Genomic DNA, 21,963 nt, shown 5'->3' with positions numbered 1-21,963 from the left:
TTACCCGGAACAATGGACTCCAGTCGTCCCCATATCTCATCGGTCAGCAACATTCGACTCATCTTGATCGCTTACGCAAAAGATGAGATGTAAACACATTTCTTCAAATGTGAACAGAGCCTAGTGCGTGACACGCGTCACGCCGCCGCTCGACAGCAGGCGAACCCGCTCGCCCGTCTGGAACACTTCGCCGTTCGACGTCTGAGTGATCGCACGCATGTCGCCGTTGTCGAGACGCACGGTGATCTCCAGCCCGTTCTTGGTGGCGACGTTGTTCTCGACCGCGTTACCCGCGACCGCGCCCGCCAGACCGCCGATGATGCCCGCGATGATCGAACCGTTGCCGCCGCCGATCGCGCTCGCCGCCGCGACGCCGCCCAGCGCGCCGCCGCCGATCGCGCCGAGACCGCTCGGCTGACCGTTGTTGCTGCTGATCTTCACGCCGCGCACGCTTTCGACCGTCGCCATGCGGACGGTTTCCTCGCGCTGCGCCTGCGATGACGTGTACACGTCGGGCGAACTGCTGTTGTAGGCGCAGCCCGTCATGGCCACCGAGCCGATGAGCGCTGCAGCCAGCGCGAAACGACTAATGTGACTTACCGTTTTCATTCCTTTACTCCAAATCAATCACGACAGGCTGCTACCGAAAGCCTGCTGGTAACGCTGTTCAATGTCGGCGCGCGTAGGCGCGTAAGTTTGCGGACCTTGATGTTCGATTTTCAATGCGCCCATCAGGCTCGCGAGACGCCCCGTCTTTTCCCAGCCAAGCTTATTTTCGATGCCGTAAAGGAGGCCGCCGCGGAAAGCATCGCCGCAGCCGGTCGGATCGACCACCTGCTGCGCCTTCACGGCCGGCACTTCCAGCACGCCGTCTTCATGATAGATCTGTGCGCCGTGTTCACCGCGCGTAACAATGAGCGCCTTGACGCGGCTCATGATGTCTTCGATCGACCATCCGGTCTTGTTGCTCAACAACTTGGCTTCGTAATCGTTGACCGCCACGTAGGTGGCGAGTTCAATCATGCGACAAAGTTCTACACCTTCGAGAATCGACAGCCCTTGGCCCGGATCGAAGACGAACGGCACGCCCGACTTCGCGAGTCCTTCGGCGTGATCGCGCATTCCTTGTGCCCCGTCCGGCGCGACGATGCCGAGCGAAATGCCGCGCGCTTCGTCGGCGCGGTTGAGGTGCGATTCCATCATCGCGCCTGGATGGAACGCCGTGATCTGATTGTTCGCGAGATCGGTCGTGATGAAGCATTGCGCCGAGTGCTGATCGGGCAGCACGCGCACGTATTCCTTCGACAAACCGAGCGCATCCAGACGATCGATATACAACTGCGCGTCCGCCTCGCCGAGCGTCGCCATGATCTTCGCCTCGCCGCCGAGCAGCTTCAGCGAATACGCGATGTTGCCCGCGCAGCCGCCGAAGTTGCGACGCATCGTCGGAACCAGGAAGCTGATGTTCAGCATATGCACCTGATCCGGCAGGATGTGATCGCCGAAGCGTCCCTGGAAGGTCATGATGTTGTCGTAGGCGAGCGAGCCGCAGATGAGCGTAGCCAAGGCAAACGTCCTTTAAGAATTCGATCCGGGAAAAAGATTGCGCATACGCAGCCGCGATCCGGACACGCATTGCGTGTTTACTTCAGCGCGGCGAGTGCTGCGTCGTAGTTCGGTTCCTGCTTGATCTCGGACACGAGTTCCGAGTGCAGCACGCGGTCGTTCTCGTCGAGCACGACGACGGCGCGCGCCGTCAGACCGCGCAACGGGCCGCTCGTGATGTCCACGCCATACGCCTGCGCGAACTCATGACCGCGAAACGCCGATGCCGACACGACGTTCTCGATGCCTTCGGTCGCGCAGAAACGCTTCATCGCGAAGGGCAGATCGCCCGACACGACCACGACCACCGTGTTGTCCAGCTTGCCGGCCGATTCGTTGAACTTGCGCGTCGAGGTGGCGCAGGTCGGCGTGTCCAGACTCGGCACGATGTTCAGCACCTTGCGCTTGCCCGCGAAGCTCGAGAGCTTCAGATCGCCGAGATCCGCGCCGACCAGCGTGAAGTCCGGCGCTTGTTGTCCCACGCCCGGAAAACTGCCGCTCACGTCGATGGGATTGCCGCCGAGGGTGACTTGACTCATGTTGCGCTCTCCAGAGGATGTGTCAGATGCTGACAGATGAAATCGCGCGCGCCGTGTCTCGTGCGAGGACAACGGCGCGCGCGTCGTATGGATCAGGTTCGTGCGATGCGCGCCGGCTCGAGCCGTGTCGCGTCACGGATAGAACACCTGAACCCTGTAATTCGCGGCGACCGCGTCGCCGGTATCGAGCCGGACGACGATCGGCTGCGCGCTCTGCGGCGGCAGGCCGATGGCGAATATCGTACCCGGTCGCGCATATTCCTGCGGCCACAGCACGCGCCGCACCGCGACGTTGTTGTTGTCGAGCAGCGTGAGTTCGAGCGCGGGATACGCCAGCGCGACATCCAGACGATTGCGCAGCGACAGCTTCAATTCGAGCTTGTGCGGACCGTCGATCTGACGCAGGCCGGACATCTCGATCTGCAGGCCGTCGATATCGCGCGGCGGCGCGATCGCGCAACCGATTTCGTCGCACGCTTGCGCGTACAGCGTGTGCGTGCCGGGCACCATGACCATCACGTCCTCGCGCAGCCACCACGCCGCCTGCACGATCAGCAGCAGCGTGAGCAGCACCGCCAGCACCGCGCCGACGACGCGCCAGCCTTTATGCTTCGTCCAGTGCACGGGCGCGGCGTAGGCTTCGTGGCTGACCGGGAACGCTTCGTTGGCGCTGGCCGGATGGCCGATGCCCGCCGCTTCGGTGCCGAAACCGGGTTCGTCGTCGTCGCGCCAGGCGGGCGCCGGCGTGGGCGCGGGGCGCGGGGGCGGCGGCGGTTCCGGCGTCCTGCGTCCCGGGCCGATAAACGGCTCCGCGCGATCGTCGACCGGATCGACGAACGGCGACGATTCCTCGGTCGGCGGATCGACCGGACGCAGCGGCGGCTTTGCGCGCGCCTGCGAGCCGGGTTGATCGTCGGATGGTTGCGCTTTCACGCGCACGAACTGCTTCACGCGATCGGGATCGGCGGGCGGCGGCGCGGGTTCGTTGGCGGCCGCGTTCGATGCGGGCTTGCCGGCGTGGACGGTGCGATCGTTGTCGTCGTCGGGCGAAGGGGAAACGGGCAGCAGAGCGGCAGGGCGCGGCGGCACGGGCCGACGGTTGCCCAGCGATGCGCCGACATCCAGCGTGCGCGGCGCGGCGACTTTCGGCTTGTTCGGCGCGCCGTCGGTTTTGGATACCGGCGTCGGCGACGGGCCGATGGCGATATCGTCGTCGAGAATGGCGGCGTGCTGCGCTTCGTCGGACGCGCTGTCGTCGTCGGGCAGCTCGAAGCGATGATGCGCGGCGTCGAAGACTTCCTGACAATGTCCGCAGCGCACGCGGCCGTCATGTGGCGCGAGCAGGTGCGGATCGAGTTTGAATACGGTTTCGCAGTGTGGGCAGCGGGTAGCCAGCGCCATATGGAGCCATTGGCCTCGCGGCCGGATCGTGGATGATGATGGCGCTATTCTAATGGCTTTCGCGCCGAGTTCCGGCAAGGCATACCCAGCCTTCGTGCTCGCGCCATACGCCGATGTCGATCCACTTCGCGTAAGCCGCCGCGACCTCGTCGGCCTGACGCGCGAGCACGCCCGACAACGCGATTCTGCCGCCCGGTTTCACCTTCGATGCGAGCATCGACGCCATCAGCTTGAGCGGATTCGACAGGATATTCGCGACCACGATATCGAACTCGCCGGCGGGACATTCGTCGGGCAAACCGTACGCGACGTCGGCGCGGTTGCGCTCGCTGTTGTGACGCGCCGATTCGACCGCTTGCGGATCGATATCGATGCCGTGGACCGGATTCGCGCCGCATTTCTTCGCGAGAATCGCGAGGATGCCGGAGCCGCAGCCGTAATCGAGCAGCGATTGCCCCGGCTTCACCGATTGCTCCAGCCATTCCATGCACAGACGCGTGGTCGGATGGCTGCCGGTGCCGAATGCGAGACCTGGATCGAGTTCGAGCACGAGCGCGTTCGGGTCCGGCGCGTCATGCCACGACGGCACGACCCAGATGCGTTCGCCGATGGAAATCGGATCGAACTGCGCCTGCGTCAGACGCACCCAATCCTGTTCCTCGACGTCGCGCAGCGTAAAAGCGGGCGTGTCCTTCAGCCCGATATCGTTCGCGGCGGCGGTCAGCAGCACGGCGGGATCGGCGTCCTCGGCCAGCAGCGCGACCACGCGCGAGCGATTCCACGCGCTTTTCTCAGGCACGAGTCCCGGCTCGCCGAACAGCGGCTGTTCGTCGGGCGTATCGGCATCGGCGTCTTCGACCGATACCGACAGCGCGCCGATTTCCAGCAGCGCATCCGACAGCGCTTCCGCGTGTTCGCGGTCCAGTTCGGCGATCAATTCCCGGTAACTCATGCTCTTTCTCTTGCTTGCTTGTGATGCTGATCGTCGCGCTTAACGCGCAGGCGTTTCTTCGGCCACGGCCGCCTGACGCGCCGCCAGCTTGTTCTCGAGATAGTGGATGCTCGTGCCGCCTTCGACGAACTTCGCATCGATCATCAACTCGCGATGCAGCGGAATGTTCGTCTGAATGCCTTCGACCACCATCTCCGACAGCGCGATGCGCATGCGGTTGATTGCCTGTTCGCGCGTCGCGCCGTAAGCGATCAGCTTGCCGATCATCGAATCGTAGTTCGGCGGAACGAAGTAGTTTGCGTATGCGTGCGAATCGACGCGGATGCCCGGGCCGCCCGGCGTGTGCCACGCGGTGATGCGTCCCGGCGACGGCGTGAACTTGAACGGATCTTCGGCGTTCACGCGGCATTCGATGGCGTGGCCACGGAACTGAATGTCCTTCTGGCGGATGTTGATCTTCTCGCCCGCCGCGATCCGGATCTGTTCCTGCACAATATCGATACCGGTGATGAGCTCCGTCACCGGATGCTCCACCTGCACGCGCGTGTTCATCTCGATGAAGTAGAACTCGTTGTTCTCGTACAGGAATTCGAACGTGCCCGCGCCGAGATAGCCCATCTTCTTGCACGCGTCGGCGCAACGATCGCCGATCCGCTCGATCAGACGGCGCGGAATGCCCGGCGCCGGCGCTTCCTCGATCACTTTCTGGTGACGGCGCTGCATGGAGCAGTCGCGCTCGCCGAGCCACAGCGCGTTGCGGAACGAGTCCGACAGCACCTGAATCTCGATGTGACGCGGGTTCTCCAGGAACTTCTCCATGTAGACCTGCGGATTGCCGAAGGCGCGGCCCGCTTCTTCGCGCGTCATGTTGACCGCGTTGACGAGCGCCGCTTCCGTGTGCACCACGCGCATGCCGCGGCCACCGCCGCCGCCCGCCGCCTTGATGATCACCGGATAGCCGATCGAACGCGCAATGCGCACGATTTCCTTCGGATCGTCCGGCAACGCGCCTTCCGAGCCCGGCACGCACGGCACGCCGGTCTTGATCATGGTCTGCTTGGCGGTGACCTTGTCGCCCATCAGGCGAATGGTCTCGGGACGCGGGCCGATGAACGTGAAGCCCGATTGCTCGACGCGTTCGGCGAAGTCTGCGTTTTCGGAGAGAAAGCCGTAGCCGGGATGGATCGCTTCGGCGTCGGTGACTTCGGCCGCGCTGATCAGCGCCGGCATGTTCAGGTAGGAGAGGTTGGACGGCGCCGGTCCGATACACACGGCTTCGTCGGCCAACTTGACGTACTTCGCTTCCTTGTCGGCTTCGGAATAGACGACGACTGTCTTGACGCCCAGCTCGCGGCACGCGCGCTGGATGCGAAGCGCGATTTCGCCGCGGTTCGCAATGAGAATTTTTTCAAACATGGTTGTGGGTCGGCTCATCAACGGGCTCGCGCGAGCGGCCCTCGGGATTCGGATGGGCGGCGCGCGGTTCGACGGATCGCTCCGGAACGCAGCGCGCATGCCTGACACTCAAGCCGGGCGGCGCAAACGCGAAGGGCATTCGGCGCACGGCTCAGGCGCCTTTAGTCGCCGATCACGAAGAGCGGCTGGCCGTATTCGACCGCCTGACCGTTCTCGACGAGGATTTCCTTCACGACGCCAGACTTGTCGGCTTCGATTTCGTTCAGGAGCTTCATCGCTTCGATGATGCACAGGGTCTGGCCTTCCTTCACCGTATCGCCGACCTGCACGAACGGGTCCGCGCCCGGCGACGGCGCGCGGTAGAACGAGCCGACCATCGGCGAGGTCACGACATGGCCCTGCACGGCGGCGGGAACCGGCGTCGCGCCGCCCGTCGGTGCGACCGCGCCGGCATCGGCTGCGCCGCCGAAATGCGGTGCGGGCGCGGCCTGCGGCGCGAACTGCTGCGGCGCGGCCATGTAGACCGGCGCGGCGTTCTTGACGATGCGAACCTTGCCTTCGCCCTCGGTCACTTCCAGTTCCGAAATACCGGACTCGGAGACGAGGTCGATCAGCGTTTTCAGTTTACGAAGGTCCATCGAAAATTCCCATTTCAATACTTGGAGCCCGGGCGGTCCGGTGCTCGACTTGGCTTATGGGTGTTCTGACTGCTCAGCCGCGAACCGGCGCGGCCAGCCGTCCGTCGCGAGCACGCAAGTTCGATACGTGCGCGTCGGCGGAAAAAACGGCGGCGGAATCGATCGGCACGCGGCGGTCGTTCACTCCGAACGCGCCCGCATGGTCGCTTTGCAGCGTATATCCGAATGACATGCAACCCGACGTGCGCGCTGACTTCCTTCCGGTTGCCTGAACACGCCCGCTGCGGTCGCGGCTGGCGGACTTCGTGGCAACGTGGCCTCGCGGCACGGGCAAAGAGATCATGGTCGCTTCGGGTTGTGCGGAATTGGGCGCACTTTAGCGCCGTTTAGAGAATTTTGTCTAGTTTTACGGTGCGAGCTTATCTGATTCGCTGGGAAAAATTACCACCGTGACTAAGACAACAGGGCGAAGTTCCCGCAAAATGCGCGTAAGGTCCGCTAATTCGCTGCCTACTTACGAAAAGCCCGCGCAACGAAGCAGCGAATTTTTACAGCGCGTCCAGCGTCTTTTTGAGTTCCGCTTCGTTGACTTCGCCCAATTTCGTCGAGCGAACTGTCTCTTTTGCGTCGATAACGACCGTAAATGGCAGGCCGCCGGCATTATTGCCGAAACTGCGTGCAAGATCCGCGCCGCCGAGCCCGGTGATGTACACCGGATAGTCGACGTGAACCTTCTTCAGGAAGTCGTTGACGTTCTTTTCGCTGTCCACGCCCAGCCCGATAAAGGTGATGCCCTTCTTCTGATATTCGCGCTGCATCGCCGATAGTGCCGGCATTTCCTTGACGCACGGCCCGCACCACGACGCCCAGAAGTTGACCACGACCGGCTTGCCCTTGAACGATGCCAGCGGCTGCGCGGTGCCCGATGCGCCCGGCGGCGTCGCCTGCCAGAGTTGATCGACGGGATTGCCGGCCGGCGGCGTCGCGGCGACGGAATCGCCGCCGGTGAAGACATGGCCCGCGTAGAAGCCGCCGATCGTCGCGGCGACCGCGACGACGAGCGCCGCGAGAATGCGTGTGGTTTTCATGTGCGTCGGGTTTGCGTCTTGATTGCGTCTTGAATTCAGCCGCCTATTTCGAGCGGCGGGGTATCGGGATGATCGAGCAGCGTGCGCACGGTCGCGGCATTCGCGCGCGCCAGTTTGCCGCGCCCGTCGGCGCGCAGATCGTTCGGGCCGTACAGCGCGATATGCACGCCGACCGGCTCCTCGCCGCGCACGCGATGCAGAAAGCTCAGCGTTTCGACATAGCCGCGTCCCGCGAAATGCCGCGTCTCGGACACGTCGTACTGCAGGTTCGCGTTCAGCAGATAAATGGCGACTTCCTTCGGGTTGTCGCAGAAACATTGCAGATGGATGTCGGAATGCTCGCTCGCCGTGCCGTTGAGCACCGCGCCGGTCAGATAGGGATCGAAGGGCGCGAGCCGGTCCATCCAGTCGAGCGCGGCCTCGCGCATGCGGCGCAGCACCGCCGGCTGGCTCTCGCTCTGGAAAATGGCTTGATACTCGCGGATTTCTTCTTCGATCTGATCGTTATCGGGCAGGAATTCGCCGCCGATCTTCAACTCGCCGACCACCTGCCGCGCCGCTTTGCGCTTGGCCGTTGCGTAGTCGAGGCCGTCCTCGGCGATCATCCTGGCGGCCGCGATGGCGATTTCCTCGCGCACGCGCTGCGGATCGAAATGTGATTTGCGGACCATGCGGGAATCATACTAGATAAGCCCGGCGGCCCGTTTGCCGTGCGCCTGACACGGTGTAAAGCGGCCGCGCGCGCTCGGTTACAATATGATGCTTCAGGCGCCTCGTGGATGAGTTTGCCGCAGGCGCCGTTCCATGTTTCTCGCTTCTCTTTCGCCCGCGCGGCGCGACACGGTTTATGCACATCCACATCCACATCCTCGGCATCTGCGGCACCTTCATGGGCGGACTCGCCGTCCTGGCGCGCGAAGCGGGCCACAAGGTCACCGGCTGCGATGCCGGCGTCTATCCGCCGATGAGCACGCAGCTCGAAGCCCAGGGCATCGAACTGATCGAAGGTTACGGTCCCGAGCAGCTTTCCCTCGAACCCGATCTGTTCGTGATCGGCAACGTGGTCACGCGCGACAATCCGCTGATGGAGGAAATCCTCAATCGCGGTCTGCCGTATGTGTCCGGTCCGCAATGGCTCGGCGAGCATGTGCTGAACGGCAAATGGGTGCTCGCGGTCGCCGGCACGCACGGCAAGACCACCACCAGTTCCATGCTCGCCTGGCTGCTCGAAGACGCGGGCCTGAATCCCGGTTTTCTGATCGGCGGCGTGCCGCTGAACTTCGGTATTTCGGCGCGGCTGACCGATTCGAGCTTCTTCGTCATCGAAGCCGACGAGTACGACACCGCGTTCTTCGACAAGCGCTCGAAGTTCGTCCACTATCGGCCGCGCACGGCGGTGCTCAACAATCTCGAATTCGATCACGCCGATATCTTCCCCGATCTCGCCGCCATCGAAACGCAATTTCATCATCTCGTGCGCACGGTGCCGGGCGTCGGACGCATCGTGACGAACGGCCGCGAGGCGGCGCTCGAACGCGTGCTGACGCGCGGATGCTGGTCCGGCGTCGAGCGTTTCGGCGTCGAAGGCGGCTGGCAAGCCTTGCCCGCGACCGATGGCGCGACCGTCGACGAACAGTTCGCCGTGTACTGGGAAGGCGCGCGTCAGGGCGTGGTCGACTGGCAGGTGCAGGGCGAGCACAATCGCATGAACGCGCTCGCGGCGATCGCGGCGGCGCGCTCGGTCGGCGTGCCGGCGGCGCAGTCGGTCAAGTCGCTGTCGAGCTTCCGCAACGTCAAGCGGCGCATGGAAGTGAAGGGCAGCGTCGATGGCGTCACCGTGTACGACGATTTCGCGCATCATCCGACCGCGATCGACACGACCATCGCCGGATTGCGCACGCGCGTCGGTGCATCGCGCATCCTCGCCGTGCTCGAACCGCGCTCCAACACGATGAAGCTCGGCACGATGAAGGCGCAACTGCCGTCGAGCCTCGCCGACGCCGACCTCGTGTTCGGCTACGGCGCGCGCGAAGGCCGCGACAAGCTCGGCTGGGATCTCGCCGACGCGCTGTCGCCGCTCGGCGCGAAGGCGCAGGCGTTCAACGAAATCGACCCTCTGGTGAAGGCGGTCACGGCGGCCGCGCGTCCCGGCGATCACGTTCTCGTGATGAGCAACGGCGGTTTCGGCGGCGTGCATCAGAAGCTGCTGGACGCGCTGTCGGCGCGCTGCGCGGCATCAACGAACAAAGGAACGGCGTGATTCTCTACCTGCACGGCTTTCGCTCCTCGCCCCAATCGTTCAAGGCGCGCGTGATGCGTGCGCGCCTCGCCGAACTCGGCAGGCTGGGCGAATGGCAGTGTCCGGTCTTGCCCGTTTCGCCCGCCGAAGCCATCGCGCTGGCGGAATCCGTTGCGGCCGACGCGCATCCCGATGCGGTGACGGTCGTCGGCAGTTCGCTCGGCGGCTTCTACGCCAACTGGCTCGCCGAAAAGCACGGCTGGCGCGCGGTGCTGCTGAATCCGGCGGTCGTGCCGCAGGACGATCTGAGCCATTATCTCGGCGAGCAGCCGTTGTGGCACGGCGGCGGCAGCATCACCGTGTTGCCGCGTCATCTCGACGAACTGCGCGCGTTGAGCGTTGCGACGATCACGCGCCCCGAGCGCTACTTCCTGATCGCCGCGACGGGCGACGAAGTGCTCGATTACCGCACGATGCTCGCCCATTATCCCGGCGTGCGAACTACGCTGATTCAGGGCGGCGATCACGCGATCAGCGATTTTCCGCAGTATCTGGACGACGTTCTCGCGTTTTGCGGACGCGAGCCGCCGCCCGCGGTGACACCCGCCGCCGCATAAGCATCCGAATCCATTTTCCAGGCCGGCGCAGGTCGAGCGACTGGTCCACCGTTTGACGAGAGTATTGAGTGAACGTTTTCTTCGAGGAATCGGGTAGTTTCAAGGCTGGATCGGTGTTGTCGAAGCAGGGCGACGCATTTCAGGTCGAACTGCCCGGCGGACGCCGTGCGAAAGTCCGCGCAAAAGATGTGCTGATCGAATTCGACAAGCCGGCGGCGAGCGAATTGATGCAGGAAGCCGATGCCATCGCGCAGGACATCGATCTGGATTTCCTGTGGGAATGCGCGCCCGAGGACGAATTCCCGTTCGCGTCGCTCGGCGCGGATTACTTCGGTGACAAGTTCGGCCCGACGGAACGCGCCGCGCTCGTGTTGCGCATGCACGGCGCGCCGGTCTATTTCCGTCGCAAGGGTCGCGGGCAATATCAGCGCGCGCCGCAGGAACAATTGCAGATGGCGCTGGCATCGCTCGAACGCAAGCGTCAGCAGGCGCTGGTGCAGGCGGGCTGGGAGGAAGAGCTGAAGGCGGGCACGCTGCCCGAGGCGCTGAAGGACAAGGCGATCGGCCTGCTCACCAAGCCCGACAAGAATTCGAGCGAATACAAGGCGCTCGAGGCGGCGGCGGCGGCGCGCAGCATTTCGCAGGCGCGGCTGATGCTCGAATGCGGCGGCATCGCGTCGGCGCGGGCGTTGCACGAGGCGCGGTTCCTGTCGGAGTTTTTCCCGCACGGCATCGGCTTTCCGTCGGTGCAGCCGGGCGAATTGCCGGAAGACTTGCCTGAAGCCGACGTCGAAGCCTTTTCCATCGACGACGTCACCACGACTGAAATCGACGACGCCTTCTCCGTGCAGGATCTGGCCGATGGCCGCGTGCGCGTCGGGATCCATATCGCGGCGCCGGCGCTCGGCATCGCGCGCGGCGATGGCGTCGATGCGATCGCGCGCACGCGTCTGTCCACGGTCTACATGCCCGGCGACAAGATCACGATGCTGCCGGACAACGTCGTCGACGTGTTCACGCTCGCGGAAGGCGGGCTGCGTCCGGCGCTGTCGCTGTACATCATCGTGAATCGCGAGTCGCAGGAAATCGTCGCCACCGAAACGCGCGCCGAGCGCGTGTTCGTCAAGAGCAACCTGCGTCACAACCATCTCGACGAGCATGTCACCGAAGAGACGCTCGCGGCGGGCACCGGCGATTATCCGCACAAGGAAGACATCGCCGTGCTGTGGCCGCTCGCGCAGGCGCTGTTCGAAAAGCGTCAGCAGGTGCGCGCGACTTACGGGCTGAAGCGCGAAGTTCAGCGCAATAACGACTTCAACTTCTACGTCGAAGGCGAGCACATCACGATCACGCCGCGCCGTCGCGGCTCGCCGCTCGATCTGATCGTCGCGGAACTGGCGATTCTCGCCAACTCGTCGTGGGGCGCGTTCCTCAACGATCATGGCGTGCCGGGCATTTATCGATCGCAGCGCGGTCTCGGCGGTCCCGGTCCGAAGCGCACGCGCATGCAGACCACGCCCGCGCCGCACGAAGGTCTGGGCGTCGCGCAATATGCGTGGAGCACGTCGCCGCTGCGTCGTTACGTCGATCTGGTGAATCAGTGGCAGTTGCTCGCGTGCGTGCAGCACGGCGTGACGGCCAAGCTCGCCGCGCCGTTCAAGCCGAAGGACGCGGATCTGTTCGCCGTCATGCAGGGCTTCGACGATACCTACACCGCGTACGCCGATCATCAGCGCCGCATGGAGTATTTCTGGTGTCTGCGCTGGCTGAAGCAGGAGAATCGCAGGCAGGTGCCGGGCTCCGTCATCAAGGACGATCTGGTTCGTCTCGATGAAATCCCGCTGATCCTGCATGTGCCCGGACTCGGCGTGCACGCGCGCGGCACGCGCGTGATGCTCGAAGTCGTATCGATCGATGAACTCACGGTCGAAGCGTCGTGCCGTCTTTTGCACGTGATCGACGCGCCGACGGCGGCCGCGCCGGTCGAGGAAGACGAGGGCGAGGAGGAGATCATCGACGCGACCGATCTGTCCGCCGAAAGCGAAGCTGAAGCGCAGGCCGAGGCGTCGCCGGAGTCGCAGTCTGAGCCTGAATCTCAGCCCGAGCCGTCCAGCGACGCGCAGGAACCGAAACAATGAGCCAGAAAGATCAGTACGCGGTGATCGGCAATCCGATCGAGCACAGCAAATCGCCGTGGATTCACGCGCGTTTCGCGGAGCAGACCGGCGAGCCGATCGAGTACGGCCGCATTCTCGGCCCGCTCGGCGGTTTCGAGCAGGAAGCGCGTCGCTTTATCGCGGCGGGCGGGCGCGGGATGAACGTCACCGTGCCCTTCAAGCTCGATGCCCACGCCTTCGCCGATTCGCTGTCGCCGCGCGCGGCGGCGGCGGGCGCGGTGAATATGCTGTCGTTCGGACCGGACGGCGTGCACGGCGACAACACCGATGGCGTCGGCCTGGTGCGCGATATCGAAGTGAATCTCGGCGTCAGCCTGAACAATGCGCGCGTGTTGCTGCTGGGCGCGGGCGGCGCGGCGTGCGGCGTCGTGCTGCCGATCTTCGATCGCGCGCCGGCGGCGTTGACCATCGTCAATCGCACGGCGGCGAAGGCGGCGCAACTCGTCGAACAGTTCGCGTCGAACGCGGGCGATGCAGGCGTGCGGTTGTCGGGCGGCGGCGCGGAAAGCATCGAGCCGGGCGCATACGATGTCGTCATCAACGCGACGGCGGGCAGCCTCGACGCCGCGCTGCCCGATTGCGACGATCGCGCATTCGGCGCGGCCACGCTCGCCTACGACATGATGTACAGCCCCAAGCCGACGGTCTTCATGGCGCACGCGGCCACGCTCGGCGCGCGCGTCGCCGATGGCCTCGGCATGCTGGTCGAGCAGGCCGCCGAATCGTTCTTCATCTGGCGCGGCGTGCGTCCGGACGGCGGCGCGGTGCTGCGCGAATTGCGCGGCAAACTCACCGCCCGCGTCTGATGACCACCGCGCCGTCCGGCATGCGAAGTTCGCCGCCGCGCACGCGTCGCGCGGCGAAGCTCGGGCGGGCGCGCTGGATCATGTACGGCGTGTCGGTGCTCGCCATCGCGGCATTCGCGACGCAACTGTATTTCTTCGTGCAGATCGGCATCTGGAATTACGTGAATCCCGGCGAAACCGCCTTCATTCGCGCCGATGCCTGGACCTTGCAGAAGACGCATCCCGGCATCTCGCTGCAACGGACATGGGTGCCGTACGACCAGATTTCGCGCAATCTGAAGCGCGCGATCATCGCGTCCGAAGATGCCAATTTCGTCAACAACAACGGCTACGAAACCGACGCCATTTTGCAGGCGTGGGAGCGCAACAAGACGCGCGGGCGCATCGTGTGGGGCGGCTCGACGATCTCGCAGCAACTGGCGCGCAATCTATTCTTGTCGCGGGAGAAGAGTTATATCCGCAAGGCGCAGGAGCTGGTCATCACCTGCATGCTCGAGTTCTGGATGGACAAGGAACGCATCCTCGAGATCTATCTGAATTCGGTGGAATGGGGCAACGGCGTGTACGGCGCGGAGGCTGCCGCGCAGCACTACTACAACACGTCGGCGGCGAAATTGACCGCGTGGCAAAGCGCGCGGCTCGCCGTCATGCTGCCACGTCCGAAGTACTACGACGAGCATCGCAACTCGGCGTATTTGTCGCAGCGCAGCGGCGTGATCGCGCGCCGAATGGGCGCGGCGGAGCTTCCCAAATAAACATTTGACCGGCGTCACTAAACACCATAAAGCCCTGATTCATCGGGGCTTTTTTGTTTTTCGACGGCTTACGTTTGTCAGTTTTCCTCCCATTATGTGAGCATGACGATCACATATTGAATTTTCGAGAAGGCCCGTCCTAAAATCCGAACCACAGCCAGATGGCACCCGCGCGGACGCAGGAACGGGCTTCGATTCCTTCCCGATCCGCGCGACAAAGTACAAAACGGAGACACGTCATGCATTCGATCGCTCGCCCGCGCTCGCGGGTTGTGCCGCACGATTTCCACGCTGCCTCACGTTTCATCGCGCGTCATCTTGCTTCGATGATCGCCCATCGCGAAACCTTGCCGCGCGCCGCCTGATATCGGCCGGGATCATTCGAGGAACGAGCGCCATGAACAAACTTCAGAGCATCGACACCGAAGTCCACGACGACGACGCGCTGCCATCCGCCGCCGCCGCGAAGAAAGCGAACGGCAAGCACGCGCACGACGGCGAAAGCCGCGATCCCGACGCGATCGCGCTGCCGAGCGCGCTGGTCGACATCACGCCGCAGCAAGCCGGCACGCAGACGCTCTTGCGCGGTCTCGCCGTGCTCGAAGTCGCCGCCAACGGCGCGCGCGATCTGCGTGCGTTCGGCGCGGCGCTCGGCACGACGCGCAGCACGACGCATCGGCTGGTGAGTTCGCTGGTGCAGGCGCGTTATCTGAGGCAAGTGCAGGGCGGCTATCTGCTCGGGCCGAAGCTGATCGAACTCGGCACCATCGCGCTCGAACAAATGCCGCTGACGGCGGTCGCGCGTCCGCATTTGCAGGCGTTGGCCGATCACACGCAGGACACGATTCACCTGGGCGTGCGCGACGGCGACGACGTGCTCTACATCGACAAGATTCCGGGCACGCGCGGGCTGGAAATGCGTTCGCGCGTCGGGCATCGGATGCCGCTGGCGTCGACCGGCATCGGCAAGGCGATGATGCTCGATCTCGAAGCGAATGCGTGGAAGCGGCTGCTCGAAGCGTCGCACAAGGCGCTGGAGCGCAAGAGCTTCCGTCCCGACGGCCGTCCGGATATCGAAACGTTCCTGCAACGCATGACGCGCTATTCGCAGGGCGGATTCACCTTCGATCTCGAAGAAAACGAAGCGTCGATCCGCTGCGTCGCCGCGCCCGTGCGCGATGTGTCCGGCGCGATCGTGGCGGCCTTGTCGGTCGCGAGCACCATTCCCTATATGCCGCACGAACGCATGGAAGAACTGATTCCGGTGATCCAGCGCGAAGCGCGCGCGATCTCCGAAGAACTCGGCTGGCGCGCGCCGCAAGCCGCACGCAGGATCAAGCGATGACCCAACCCGCACTCATTGCGCTCGACTGGGGCACCACATCCCTGCGCGCCTATCTGATCGCCAGCGATGGCTCGGCGCTCGACACGCGCGCGTCGTCGGCGGGAATCATGAAGCTGCCGGCCGGCGGTTTCGATCAGGCCTTCGAGGAAACATGCGGCGCGTGGCTCGATGCGCATCCGCGCTTGCCGGTCGTCGCGGCGGGCATGGTCGGCAGCGCGCAAGGCTGGGTCGAGGCGCCGTATGTCGAAACGCCGGCGGGCGCCGATGCGCTGGTCGCGGGCATCGTCAAGGTGACGGCGGCGCGCGGCGTGATCGTGCATGTGGTGCCGGGCGTGCTGGAACGCGGCACGCTGCCCAACGTGATGCGCGGCGAGGAGACGCAAATCTTCGGCGCGCTCGCCAGCGACGCATCGCTCGATGCGACCAGCGGCGCGCTGATCGGCCTGCCGGGCACGCACGCGAAATGGGCGTTCGTGCGCGATGGCCGCATCGAACGCTTCTATACGTTCATGACGGGCGAGACCTTCGGCGCGCTGCGCGATCACACGATTCTCGGCCGCACGATGCATCCGAGCTCGACGCCCGATCAAACCTCGTTTCTGCGCGGCGTCGACACCGCGCACGATGCCGGTCATCCCGGCCTGCTGGCGACGATTTTCAGCACGCGCACGCTCGGCCTGACCGGCGAGTTGTCGGCGGAACAGCAGCCGGATTATCTGTCGGGACTGTTGATCGGCCACGAATTGCGCGGACTCAACGAAGTGCTGGCGCGCGAACAGGCGACGCTGGCCGGCAAGACGCTGCGTCTGATCGGCAACGATGCGTTGTGCGACCGCTATCGCGCGGCGCTGGCGCGTTTCGGATGCCACGACGCCAAGACGGTCGCGCACGCCACCGAGCGCGGCCTTTATGGAATCGCCGCGCAGGCGGGGCTGGCGACATCGCCCGCGCGCGCGGCCTGAGCAGGAGCGAACACGATGCAGCCTCCCATCACTCTGCCCGCGCCGTATGCGATGCACGACGGCTTGTCGAAGGCCTTCGCGGCATGTCCGCTGATCGCGATTCTGCGCGGCATCACACCAGCCGAAGCCGCCGATCACGCGCGCGTGCTGTACGAAGCTGGCTTTCGCATCCTCGAAGTGCCGCTGAATTCGCCGCAGCCGTTCGACAGCATTTCCGCGATCCGCAAGGCTTTGCCCGCCGACGCCATCGTCGGAGCGGGAACGGTGCTGCATCCGAGTTACGTCGATAGCGTGAAGAGCGCGGGCGGCGAACTGATCGTGATGCCGCACAGCGACGGCGACGTGATCCGCGCGGCGAAGTCGCTTGGGCTCGCGTGCGCGCCGGGCGTCGCGACGCCGTCGGAAGCGTTCGATGCGCTCAAGCACGGCGCGGACGTTCTGAAGATGTTTCCCGCCGAGCAACTCGGGCCGGTCGTCGTGAAGGCATGGCGCGCGGTGATCGCGAAGAACGTGCCGCTGGTGCCGGTCGGCGGCATTTCGCCCGACAACATGGGACCGTTTTTCAGCGCGGGCGCGAACGGTTTCGGGCTGGGATCGGCGCTGTACAATCCGGGCCAAAGCGCGGATGCGACGGCGCAAAACGCAAAGGCGTTCTTCGACGGCCTGATCGTTTCGCGAGGCGACAAGCGATGAACCGTCTCGCCGGCAAAGTCGCGATGATCACCGGCGCCGGACGCGGCATCGGCGCGGCGATCGCGCTGGCGTTCGCGCGCGAAGGCGCGTGCGTCGCGCTGGCCGAACTGGATATCGAGACTGCGCGCGCGACGGCCGAACGGATCGCGTCGGAAGTGAGCGGCGCGCGTGTCGTCGCGGTGCAAACGGACGTGACGCAAAGCGCGTCGGTGAAAGATGCCGTCGCGCAGACCGAAGCGCAATTCGGCCCGCTCGACGTGCTGGTGAACAACGCGGGCATCAACGTGTTCTGCGATCCGCTGACGATGACCGACGACGACTGGAAGCGCTGCTTCGCGGTCGATTTCGACGGCGTGTGGAACGGCTGTCGCGCGGTGCTGCCGGGCATGGTCGAGCGCGAGCGTGGCTGCATCGTGAATATCGCCTCGACGCATAGCTTCAAGATCATTCCAGGGTGCTTTCCGTATCCGGTGGCGAAGCACGGCGTGATCGGACTGACGCGCGCGCTCGGTATCGAATACGCGCCGAACAACGTGCGCGTGAATGCGATCGCGCCGGATTATATCGAAACGCAATTGACGCTCGACTGGTGGGATTCGCAAAGCGATCCGCAAGCCGCGCGACAGGCCACGCTCGATTTGCAGCCGATGAAGCGCATCGGCCAGCCGCGGGAAGTGGCGATGACGGCGGTGTTCCTGGCATCGGACGAAGCGCCGTTTATCAATGCGAGTTGCATCACCGTGGATGGCGGACGGAGCGCGCTGTACCACGATTGACGAAAGGAATGACGCACTGGCCGTTGGTGCGCGCATGACCAAAACCAAGACACGGCCAACACCTTCGTAGCGCCCGCACGCGGGCATCTTTGAAAAAACGGAAGAAGTCGGGAGACAAAAGATGAAACGCAGACTGTTCCTCACGCTGATCGCCGCTGCCACGGCCACGAGTGCAAGCATGATCGCCGCGCCCGTCGCGCAGGCCGCCGACGACGTCAAGATCGGCTTCCTCGTGAAGCAGCCGGAAGAACCGTGGTTCCAGGACGAATGGAAGTTCGCGGAAATGGCGGCGAAGGAGAAGGGCTTCACGCTGGTGAAGATCGGCGCGCCGTCGGGCGAAAAGGTGATGAGCGCCATCGACAACCTCGCGGCGCAGAAGGCGCAAGGCTTCATCATCTGCACGCCGGATGTGAAGCTCGGGCCGGGCATCGTCGCCAAGGCGAAGGCCGACAAGCTCAAGATGATGACCGTCGACGACCGTCTCGTCGACGGTTCCGGCAAGCCGATCGAAGCCGTGCCGCATATGGGCATCTCGGCATACAACATCGGCAAGCAGGTGGGCGACGGTATCGCCGCCGAAATCAAGAAGCGCGGCTGGGACATGAAGGATGTCGGCGCGATCGACGTGACCTACGAACAGCTGCCGACCGCGCATGACCGCACCTCGGGCGCGACCGACGCGCTCGTCGCCGCCGGTTTCCCGAAGGCGAACATCGTGATGGCGCCGCAAGCCAAGACCGACACGGAAAACGCCTTCAACGCGGCCAATATCGCGCTGACGAAGAACCCGAAGTACAAGCACTGGGTCGCCTATGCGCTGAACGACGAAGGCGTGCTCGGCGCGGTGCGCGCGGCGGAAGGCCGTGGCTTCAAGGCGGACAACATGATCGGTATCGGCATTGGCGGATCGGACTCGGCGTTGAACGAGTTCAAGAAGCCGAATCCGACGGGCTTCTACGGCACCGTGATCATCAGCCCGAAGCGCCATGGCGAAGAGACGTCCGAACTGATGTACGCATGGATCAAGGACCGCAAGGCGCCGCCCGCGCTCACACGCACGACCGGCATGTTGGCGACGCGTGACAACGTGTCGTCGGTGCGTCAGCAGATGGGTCTGGCTTCGAACTAAACGTGCATCGCGGGCCGCGTTTCGAAAGCGGCCCGCGCTTCGCAACAAAGGAGGCGATGTGTCAGCGACGCTGCGTTTTGACAATATCGGCAAGGTGTTTCCAGGCGTGCGCGCGCTCGACGGCGTGTCGTTCGACGTCAATGCCGGCGAAGTTCACGGTTTGATGGGCGAGAACGGCGCGGGCAAATCGACCTTGCTGAAGATTCTCGGCGGCGAGTATCAGCCCGATTCGGGGCGCGTGCTCGTCGATGAAAAGGAAGTGAAGTTCGCGAGTGCGGCGGCGTCGATCGCGTCGGGCATCGCGGTGATTCACCAGGAGTTGCAGTACGTGCCCGATTTGACCGTGTCCGAGAATCTGCTGCTCGGCGCGTTGCCGAACCGGCTCGGCTGGGTCAACAAGCGCGCGGCCAAGCAGCACGTCGCGCAACGGCTCGCCGCGATGGGCGTCGATCTCGATCCGAATGCGAAGCTGCGCAAGCTCTCCATCGCGCAGCGGCAGATGGTCGAAATCTGCAAGGCGCTGCTGCGCAATGCGCGCGTGATTGCGTTGGATGAACCGACGTCGTCGCTGTCGCATCGCGAGACGGAAGTGCTGTTCAAGCTCGTGCGCGATCTGAAGGCCGACAACCGCGCGCTGATCTACATCTCGCATCAGATGGACGAGATTTACGAACTGTGCGATGCGTGCACGATTTTCCGCGATGGCCGCAAGATCGCGTCGCATCACGCGATGGCCGACGTGCCGCGCGACACGCTCGTGCAGGAAATGGTCGGACGCGAAATCAGCGATATCTACAACTATCGTTCGCGTCCGCTGGGCGACGTGCGTTTTTCCGTGAAGAACGTGCTCGGCGATGCATTGAGCGCGCCCGCGACTTTCGATGTGAAGCGCGGTGAAATCGTCGGCTTCTTCGGTCTGGTCGGCGCGGGCCGCAGCGAACTGATGCACCTCGTCTACGGCGCGGACAAGAAGAAGGGCGGCGACATCGAACTCGACGGCCAGCCGATCCGCGTTCGCAGCACCGGCGAGGCGATTCGTCACGGCATCGTGCTGTGTCCGGAGGATCGCAAGGAAGAGGGCATCGTCGCGATGGCGACGGTCGCGGAGAACATCAATATTTCGTGCCGTCGACATTACTTGCGCAGTGGCTTGTTTCTCGATCGCAAGAAGGAAGCGCAGACGGCGGATCGTTTCATCCAGTTGCTGAAGATCAAGACGCCGAGCCGCCGTCAGCGGATTCGGTTTTTGTCGGGCGGGAATCAGCAGAAGGCGATTTTGTCGCGCTGGCTCGCGGAGCCGGATCTCAAGGTCGTGATTCTCGATGAACCGACGCGCGGCATCGACGTCGGCGCGAAGCACGAAATCTATAACGTGATCTATCAGCTTGCCGAACGCGGCTGCGCGATCGTGATGATTTCATCGGAATTGCCGGAAGTGCTGGGCGTGTCGGATCGCGTGATCGTGATGCGTCAGGGACGGATTGCGGGCGAATTGCCGCGCGGACAAGCGAATGAACAATCAGTGTTGAGTCTTGCGCTGCCGCAGGCGGACACAACGGCGAAGGCAGCGTAAAGAGGAGCGGAGGCGGACATGGAAGCAAGAGAAAACATCGTGGGGCAGGCGGCCGAAACAGTCGCGAATACGCTGATCCCGCAGAAGAACGACAAGCAGAAGTGGTGGCAACAGGTTACGGAATACAGCCTGATCGTGATTTTCGTGGTGATGTTCGTCACGATGTCGTTGACCGTCGATCACTTCTTTTCGATCGAGAACATGCTGGGTCTCGCGCTGTCGATCTCGCAGATCGGCATGGTCGCGTGCACGATGATGTTCTGTCTCGCGTCGCGCGATTTCGACTTGTCGGTGGGCTCGACGATCGCCTTCGCGGGCGTGTTGTGCGCGATGGTCCTGAACGCGACGAACAACACGTTTATCGCGATCATTGCCGCCGTGGCGGCTGGGTCGGTGATCGGCTTCGTGAATGGCGCGGTGATCGCTTATCTGCGGATCAATGCGCTGATCACCACGCTGGCCACGATGGAAATCGTGCGCGGGCTCGGGTTTATCGTGTCGCACGGACAGGCGGTGGGGGTGTCGTCGGATACGTTTATCGCGCTTGGCGGTTTGTCGATGCTCGGCATTTCGCTGCCGATCTGGGTGACGTTGGCTTGCTTTATCGTGTTCGGCGTGCTGCTCAATCAGACTGTTTATGGGCGTAATACGCTGGCTATCGGTGGGAATCCTGAAGCCTCGCGGCTCGCGGGGATTAATGTCGAGCGGACGCGTGTGTGGATCTTTTTGATTCAGGGCGCGGTGACGGCTCTTGCAGGGGTGATTCTCGCTTCGCGGATTACTTCGGGGCAGCCTAATGCGGCTGAAGGCTTCGAGCTGAACGTGATTTCTGCTTGCGTGCTCGGTGGTGTTTCTTTGCTTGGCGGGCGCGCTACGATTTCCGGTGTTGTGATCGGCGTGCTTATTATGGGTACTGTTGAGAACGTCATGAACCTTCTCAATATCGATGCGTTTTATCAGTATCTTGTGCGGGGGGCTATTTTGCTTGCTGCTGTTTTGCTGGATCAGTTGAAGAATCGGGGCGGGCGGGATTGAGGTTTTCGTGCGATGGTCCTCTTGTCGCGCTGTATTTTCAGTAACCGCCGCCCCGGCGGAGGGGTCACTTTCTTTGCGGCGGCAAAGAAAGTGACCAAAGAAAGCCGCTTGGCCGATCCTAGGTCCTGTTTACATTTAAGAGCGGCCCGAAGGCAGACACGATGGAGACAAAGGTGAGGTAGCTGTGGGCGAGTTTGTCATATCGAGTGGCGACGCG

General features: G+C 63.7%; 22 protein-coding genes. 12 read left to right on the top strand and 10 right to left on the bottom strand.

Annotation, left to right across the window (positions count from 1 at the left end):
• Positions 1-120: 120 nt before the first annotated feature.
• The 10 genes from BVER_RS15065 to BVER_RS15025 all read right to left on the bottom strand — a co-directional run bounded on the left by BVER_RS15065 (position 121) and on the right by BVER_RS15025 (position 8,310).
• Complete coding sequence (locus tag BVER_RS15065) at positions 121-609, bottom strand: outer membrane lipoprotein (RefSeq protein ID WP_050454003.1); 489 nt, start codon at positions 607-609, stop codon at positions 121-123.
• A gap of 18 nt (positions 610-627) precedes the next feature.
• A complete protein-coding gene (locus BVER_RS15060) occupies positions 628-1,566 on the bottom strand; it encodes a carbohydrate kinase family protein (RefSeq protein ID WP_050454002.1) in 939 nt (312 codons plus the stop codon).
• A 77-nt stretch (positions 1,567-1,643) separates the two neighbouring features.
• Positions 1,644-2,144 carry a thiol peroxidase gene (gene tpx, locus BVER_RS15055; RefSeq protein ID WP_050454001.1) on the bottom strand — a complete coding sequence of 167 codons (501 nt, stop codon included), beginning with the start codon at positions 2,142-2,144 and terminating at the stop codon, positions 1,644-1,646.
• Positions 2,145-2,276: 132 nt separating this feature from the next.
• Entirely contained in the window at positions 2,277-3,545 is a 1,269-nt protein-coding gene (locus tag BVER_RS15050) for a zinc-ribbon and DUF3426 domain-containing protein (protein ID WP_050454000.1), read from the bottom strand.
• 49 nt (positions 3,546-3,594) lie between these two features.
• Positions 3,595-4,497, bottom strand: a complete 903-nt coding sequence (prmA, locus tag BVER_RS15045) for a 50S ribosomal protein L11 methyltransferase (protein ID WP_050453999.1) — start codon at positions 4,495-4,497, stop codon at positions 3,595-3,597.
• Positions 4,498-4,536: 39 nt separating this feature from the next.
• Positions 4,537-5,913, bottom strand: a complete 1,377-nt coding sequence (gene accC / locus BVER_RS15040; protein ID WP_050453998.1) for an acetyl-CoA carboxylase biotin carboxylase subunit — start codon at positions 5,911-5,913, stop codon at positions 4,537-4,539.
• Between the two features lie 161 nt (positions 5,914-6,074).
• Positions 6,075-6,551: an acetyl-CoA carboxylase biotin carboxyl carrier protein gene (gene accB, locus BVER_RS15035; protein WP_050453997.1), complete on the bottom strand. Its 477-nt coding sequence runs from the start codon at positions 6,549-6,551 to the stop codon at positions 6,075-6,077.
• Positions 6,552-6,624: 73 nt separating this feature from the next.
• Positions 6,625-6,783 (bottom strand): hypothetical protein, encoded by a 159-nt coding sequence (locus BVER_RS31580; RefSeq protein ID WP_157056077.1) that lies wholly within the window; start codon positions 6,781-6,783, stop codon positions 6,625-6,627.
• Between the two features lie 316 nt (positions 6,784-7,099).
• Positions 7,100-7,639 (bottom strand): TlpA family protein disulfide reductase, encoded by a 540-nt coding sequence (locus tag BVER_RS15030; RefSeq protein WP_050453996.1) that lies wholly within the window; start codon positions 7,637-7,639, stop codon positions 7,100-7,102.
• Between the two features lie 35 nt (positions 7,640-7,674).
• On the bottom strand, positions 7,675-8,310 hold the full coding sequence (locus BVER_RS15025) for a hypothetical protein (RefSeq protein ID WP_050453995.1): 636 nt from the start codon (positions 8,308-8,310) through the stop codon (positions 7,675-7,677).
• A 176-nt stretch (positions 8,311-8,486) separates the two neighbouring features.
• Between BVER_RS15025 and mpl the strand changes: the two genes are divergently transcribed.
• The 12 genes from mpl to araH all read left to right on the top strand — a co-directional run bounded on the left by mpl (position 8,487) and on the right by araH (position 21,746).
• On the top strand, positions 8,487-9,899 hold the full coding sequence (gene mpl / locus BVER_RS15020) for a UDP-N-acetylmuramate:L-alanyl-gamma-D-glutamyl-meso-diaminopimelate ligase (protein ID WP_232316559.1): 1,413 nt from the start codon (positions 8,487-8,489) through the stop codon (positions 9,897-9,899).
• Entirely contained in the window at positions 9,896-10,495 is a 600-nt protein-coding gene (locus BVER_RS15015; RefSeq protein ID WP_050453994.1) for a YqiA/YcfP family alpha/beta fold hydrolase, read from the top strand. Before mpl ends, BVER_RS15015 begins: the two co-directional genes overlap by 4 nt.
• Before the next feature lie 68 nt (positions 10,496-10,563).
• Positions 10,564-12,633: a ribonuclease catalytic domain-containing protein gene (locus BVER_RS15010; protein WP_050453993.1), complete on the top strand. Its 2,070-nt coding sequence runs from the start codon at positions 10,564-10,566 to the stop codon at positions 12,631-12,633.
• Positions 12,630-13,478: a shikimate dehydrogenase gene (aroE, locus tag BVER_RS15005; protein ID WP_050453992.1), complete on the top strand. Its 849-nt coding sequence runs from the start codon at positions 12,630-12,632 to the stop codon at positions 13,476-13,478. Before BVER_RS15010 ends, aroE begins: the two co-directional genes overlap by 4 nt.
• Complete coding sequence (mtgA, locus tag BVER_RS15000; protein ID WP_083452200.1) at positions 13,478-14,233, top strand: monofunctional biosynthetic peptidoglycan transglycosylase; 756 nt, start codon at positions 13,478-13,480, stop codon at positions 14,231-14,233. Before aroE ends, mtgA begins: the two co-directional genes overlap by 1 nt.
• 397 nt (positions 14,234-14,630) lie before the next feature.
• Positions 14,631-15,578: an IclR family transcriptional regulator gene (locus tag BVER_RS14995; protein WP_050453991.1), complete on the top strand. Its 948-nt coding sequence runs from the start codon at positions 14,631-14,633 to the stop codon at positions 15,576-15,578.
• A complete protein-coding gene (locus BVER_RS14990) occupies positions 15,575-16,540 on the top strand; it encodes a 2-dehydro-3-deoxygalactonokinase (RefSeq protein WP_083452199.1) in 966 nt (321 codons plus the stop codon). The genes BVER_RS14995 and BVER_RS14990 overlap by 4 nt, the downstream gene beginning before the upstream one ends.
• Positions 16,541-16,555: 15 nt before the next feature.
• Positions 16,556-17,233 (top strand): 2-dehydro-3-deoxy-6-phosphogalactonate aldolase, encoded by a 678-nt coding sequence (locus BVER_RS14985; RefSeq protein WP_050453990.1) that lies wholly within the window; start codon positions 16,556-16,558, stop codon positions 17,231-17,233.
• On the top strand, positions 17,230-18,009 hold the full coding sequence (locus BVER_RS14980) for an SDR family oxidoreductase (RefSeq protein ID WP_050453989.1): 780 nt from the start codon (positions 17,230-17,232) through the stop codon (positions 18,007-18,009). The genes BVER_RS14985 and BVER_RS14980 overlap by 4 nt, the downstream gene beginning before the upstream one ends.
• Before the next feature lie 121 nt (positions 18,010-18,130).
• Positions 18,131-19,138 (top strand): arabinose ABC transporter substrate-binding protein, encoded by a 1,008-nt coding sequence (locus BVER_RS14975; RefSeq protein ID WP_050453988.1) that lies wholly within the window; start codon positions 18,131-18,133, stop codon positions 19,136-19,138.
• A 58-nt stretch (positions 19,139-19,196) separates the two neighbouring features.
• Entirely contained in the window at positions 19,197-20,711 is a 1,515-nt protein-coding gene (gene araG, locus BVER_RS14970) for an L-arabinose ABC transporter ATP-binding protein AraG (RefSeq protein WP_050453987.1), read from the top strand.
• 18 nt (positions 20,712-20,729) lie between these two features.
• Positions 20,730-21,746 carry an L-arabinose ABC transporter permease AraH gene (araH, locus tag BVER_RS14965; RefSeq protein ID WP_050453986.1) on the top strand — a complete coding sequence of 339 codons (1,017 nt, stop codon included), beginning with the start codon at positions 20,730-20,732 and terminating at the stop codon, positions 21,744-21,746.
• The last annotated feature ends 217 nt before the right edge of the window (positions 21,747-21,963 follow it).

It is taken from the genome of Candidatus Burkholderia verschuerenii (assembly GCF_001189365.1).
GTDB classification, from domain to species: Bacteria; Pseudomonadota; Gammaproteobacteria; order Burkholderiales; family Burkholderiaceae; genus Caballeronia; species Caballeronia verschuerenii.
This window is presented reverse-complemented; position numbering and strand designations above follow the sequence as displayed.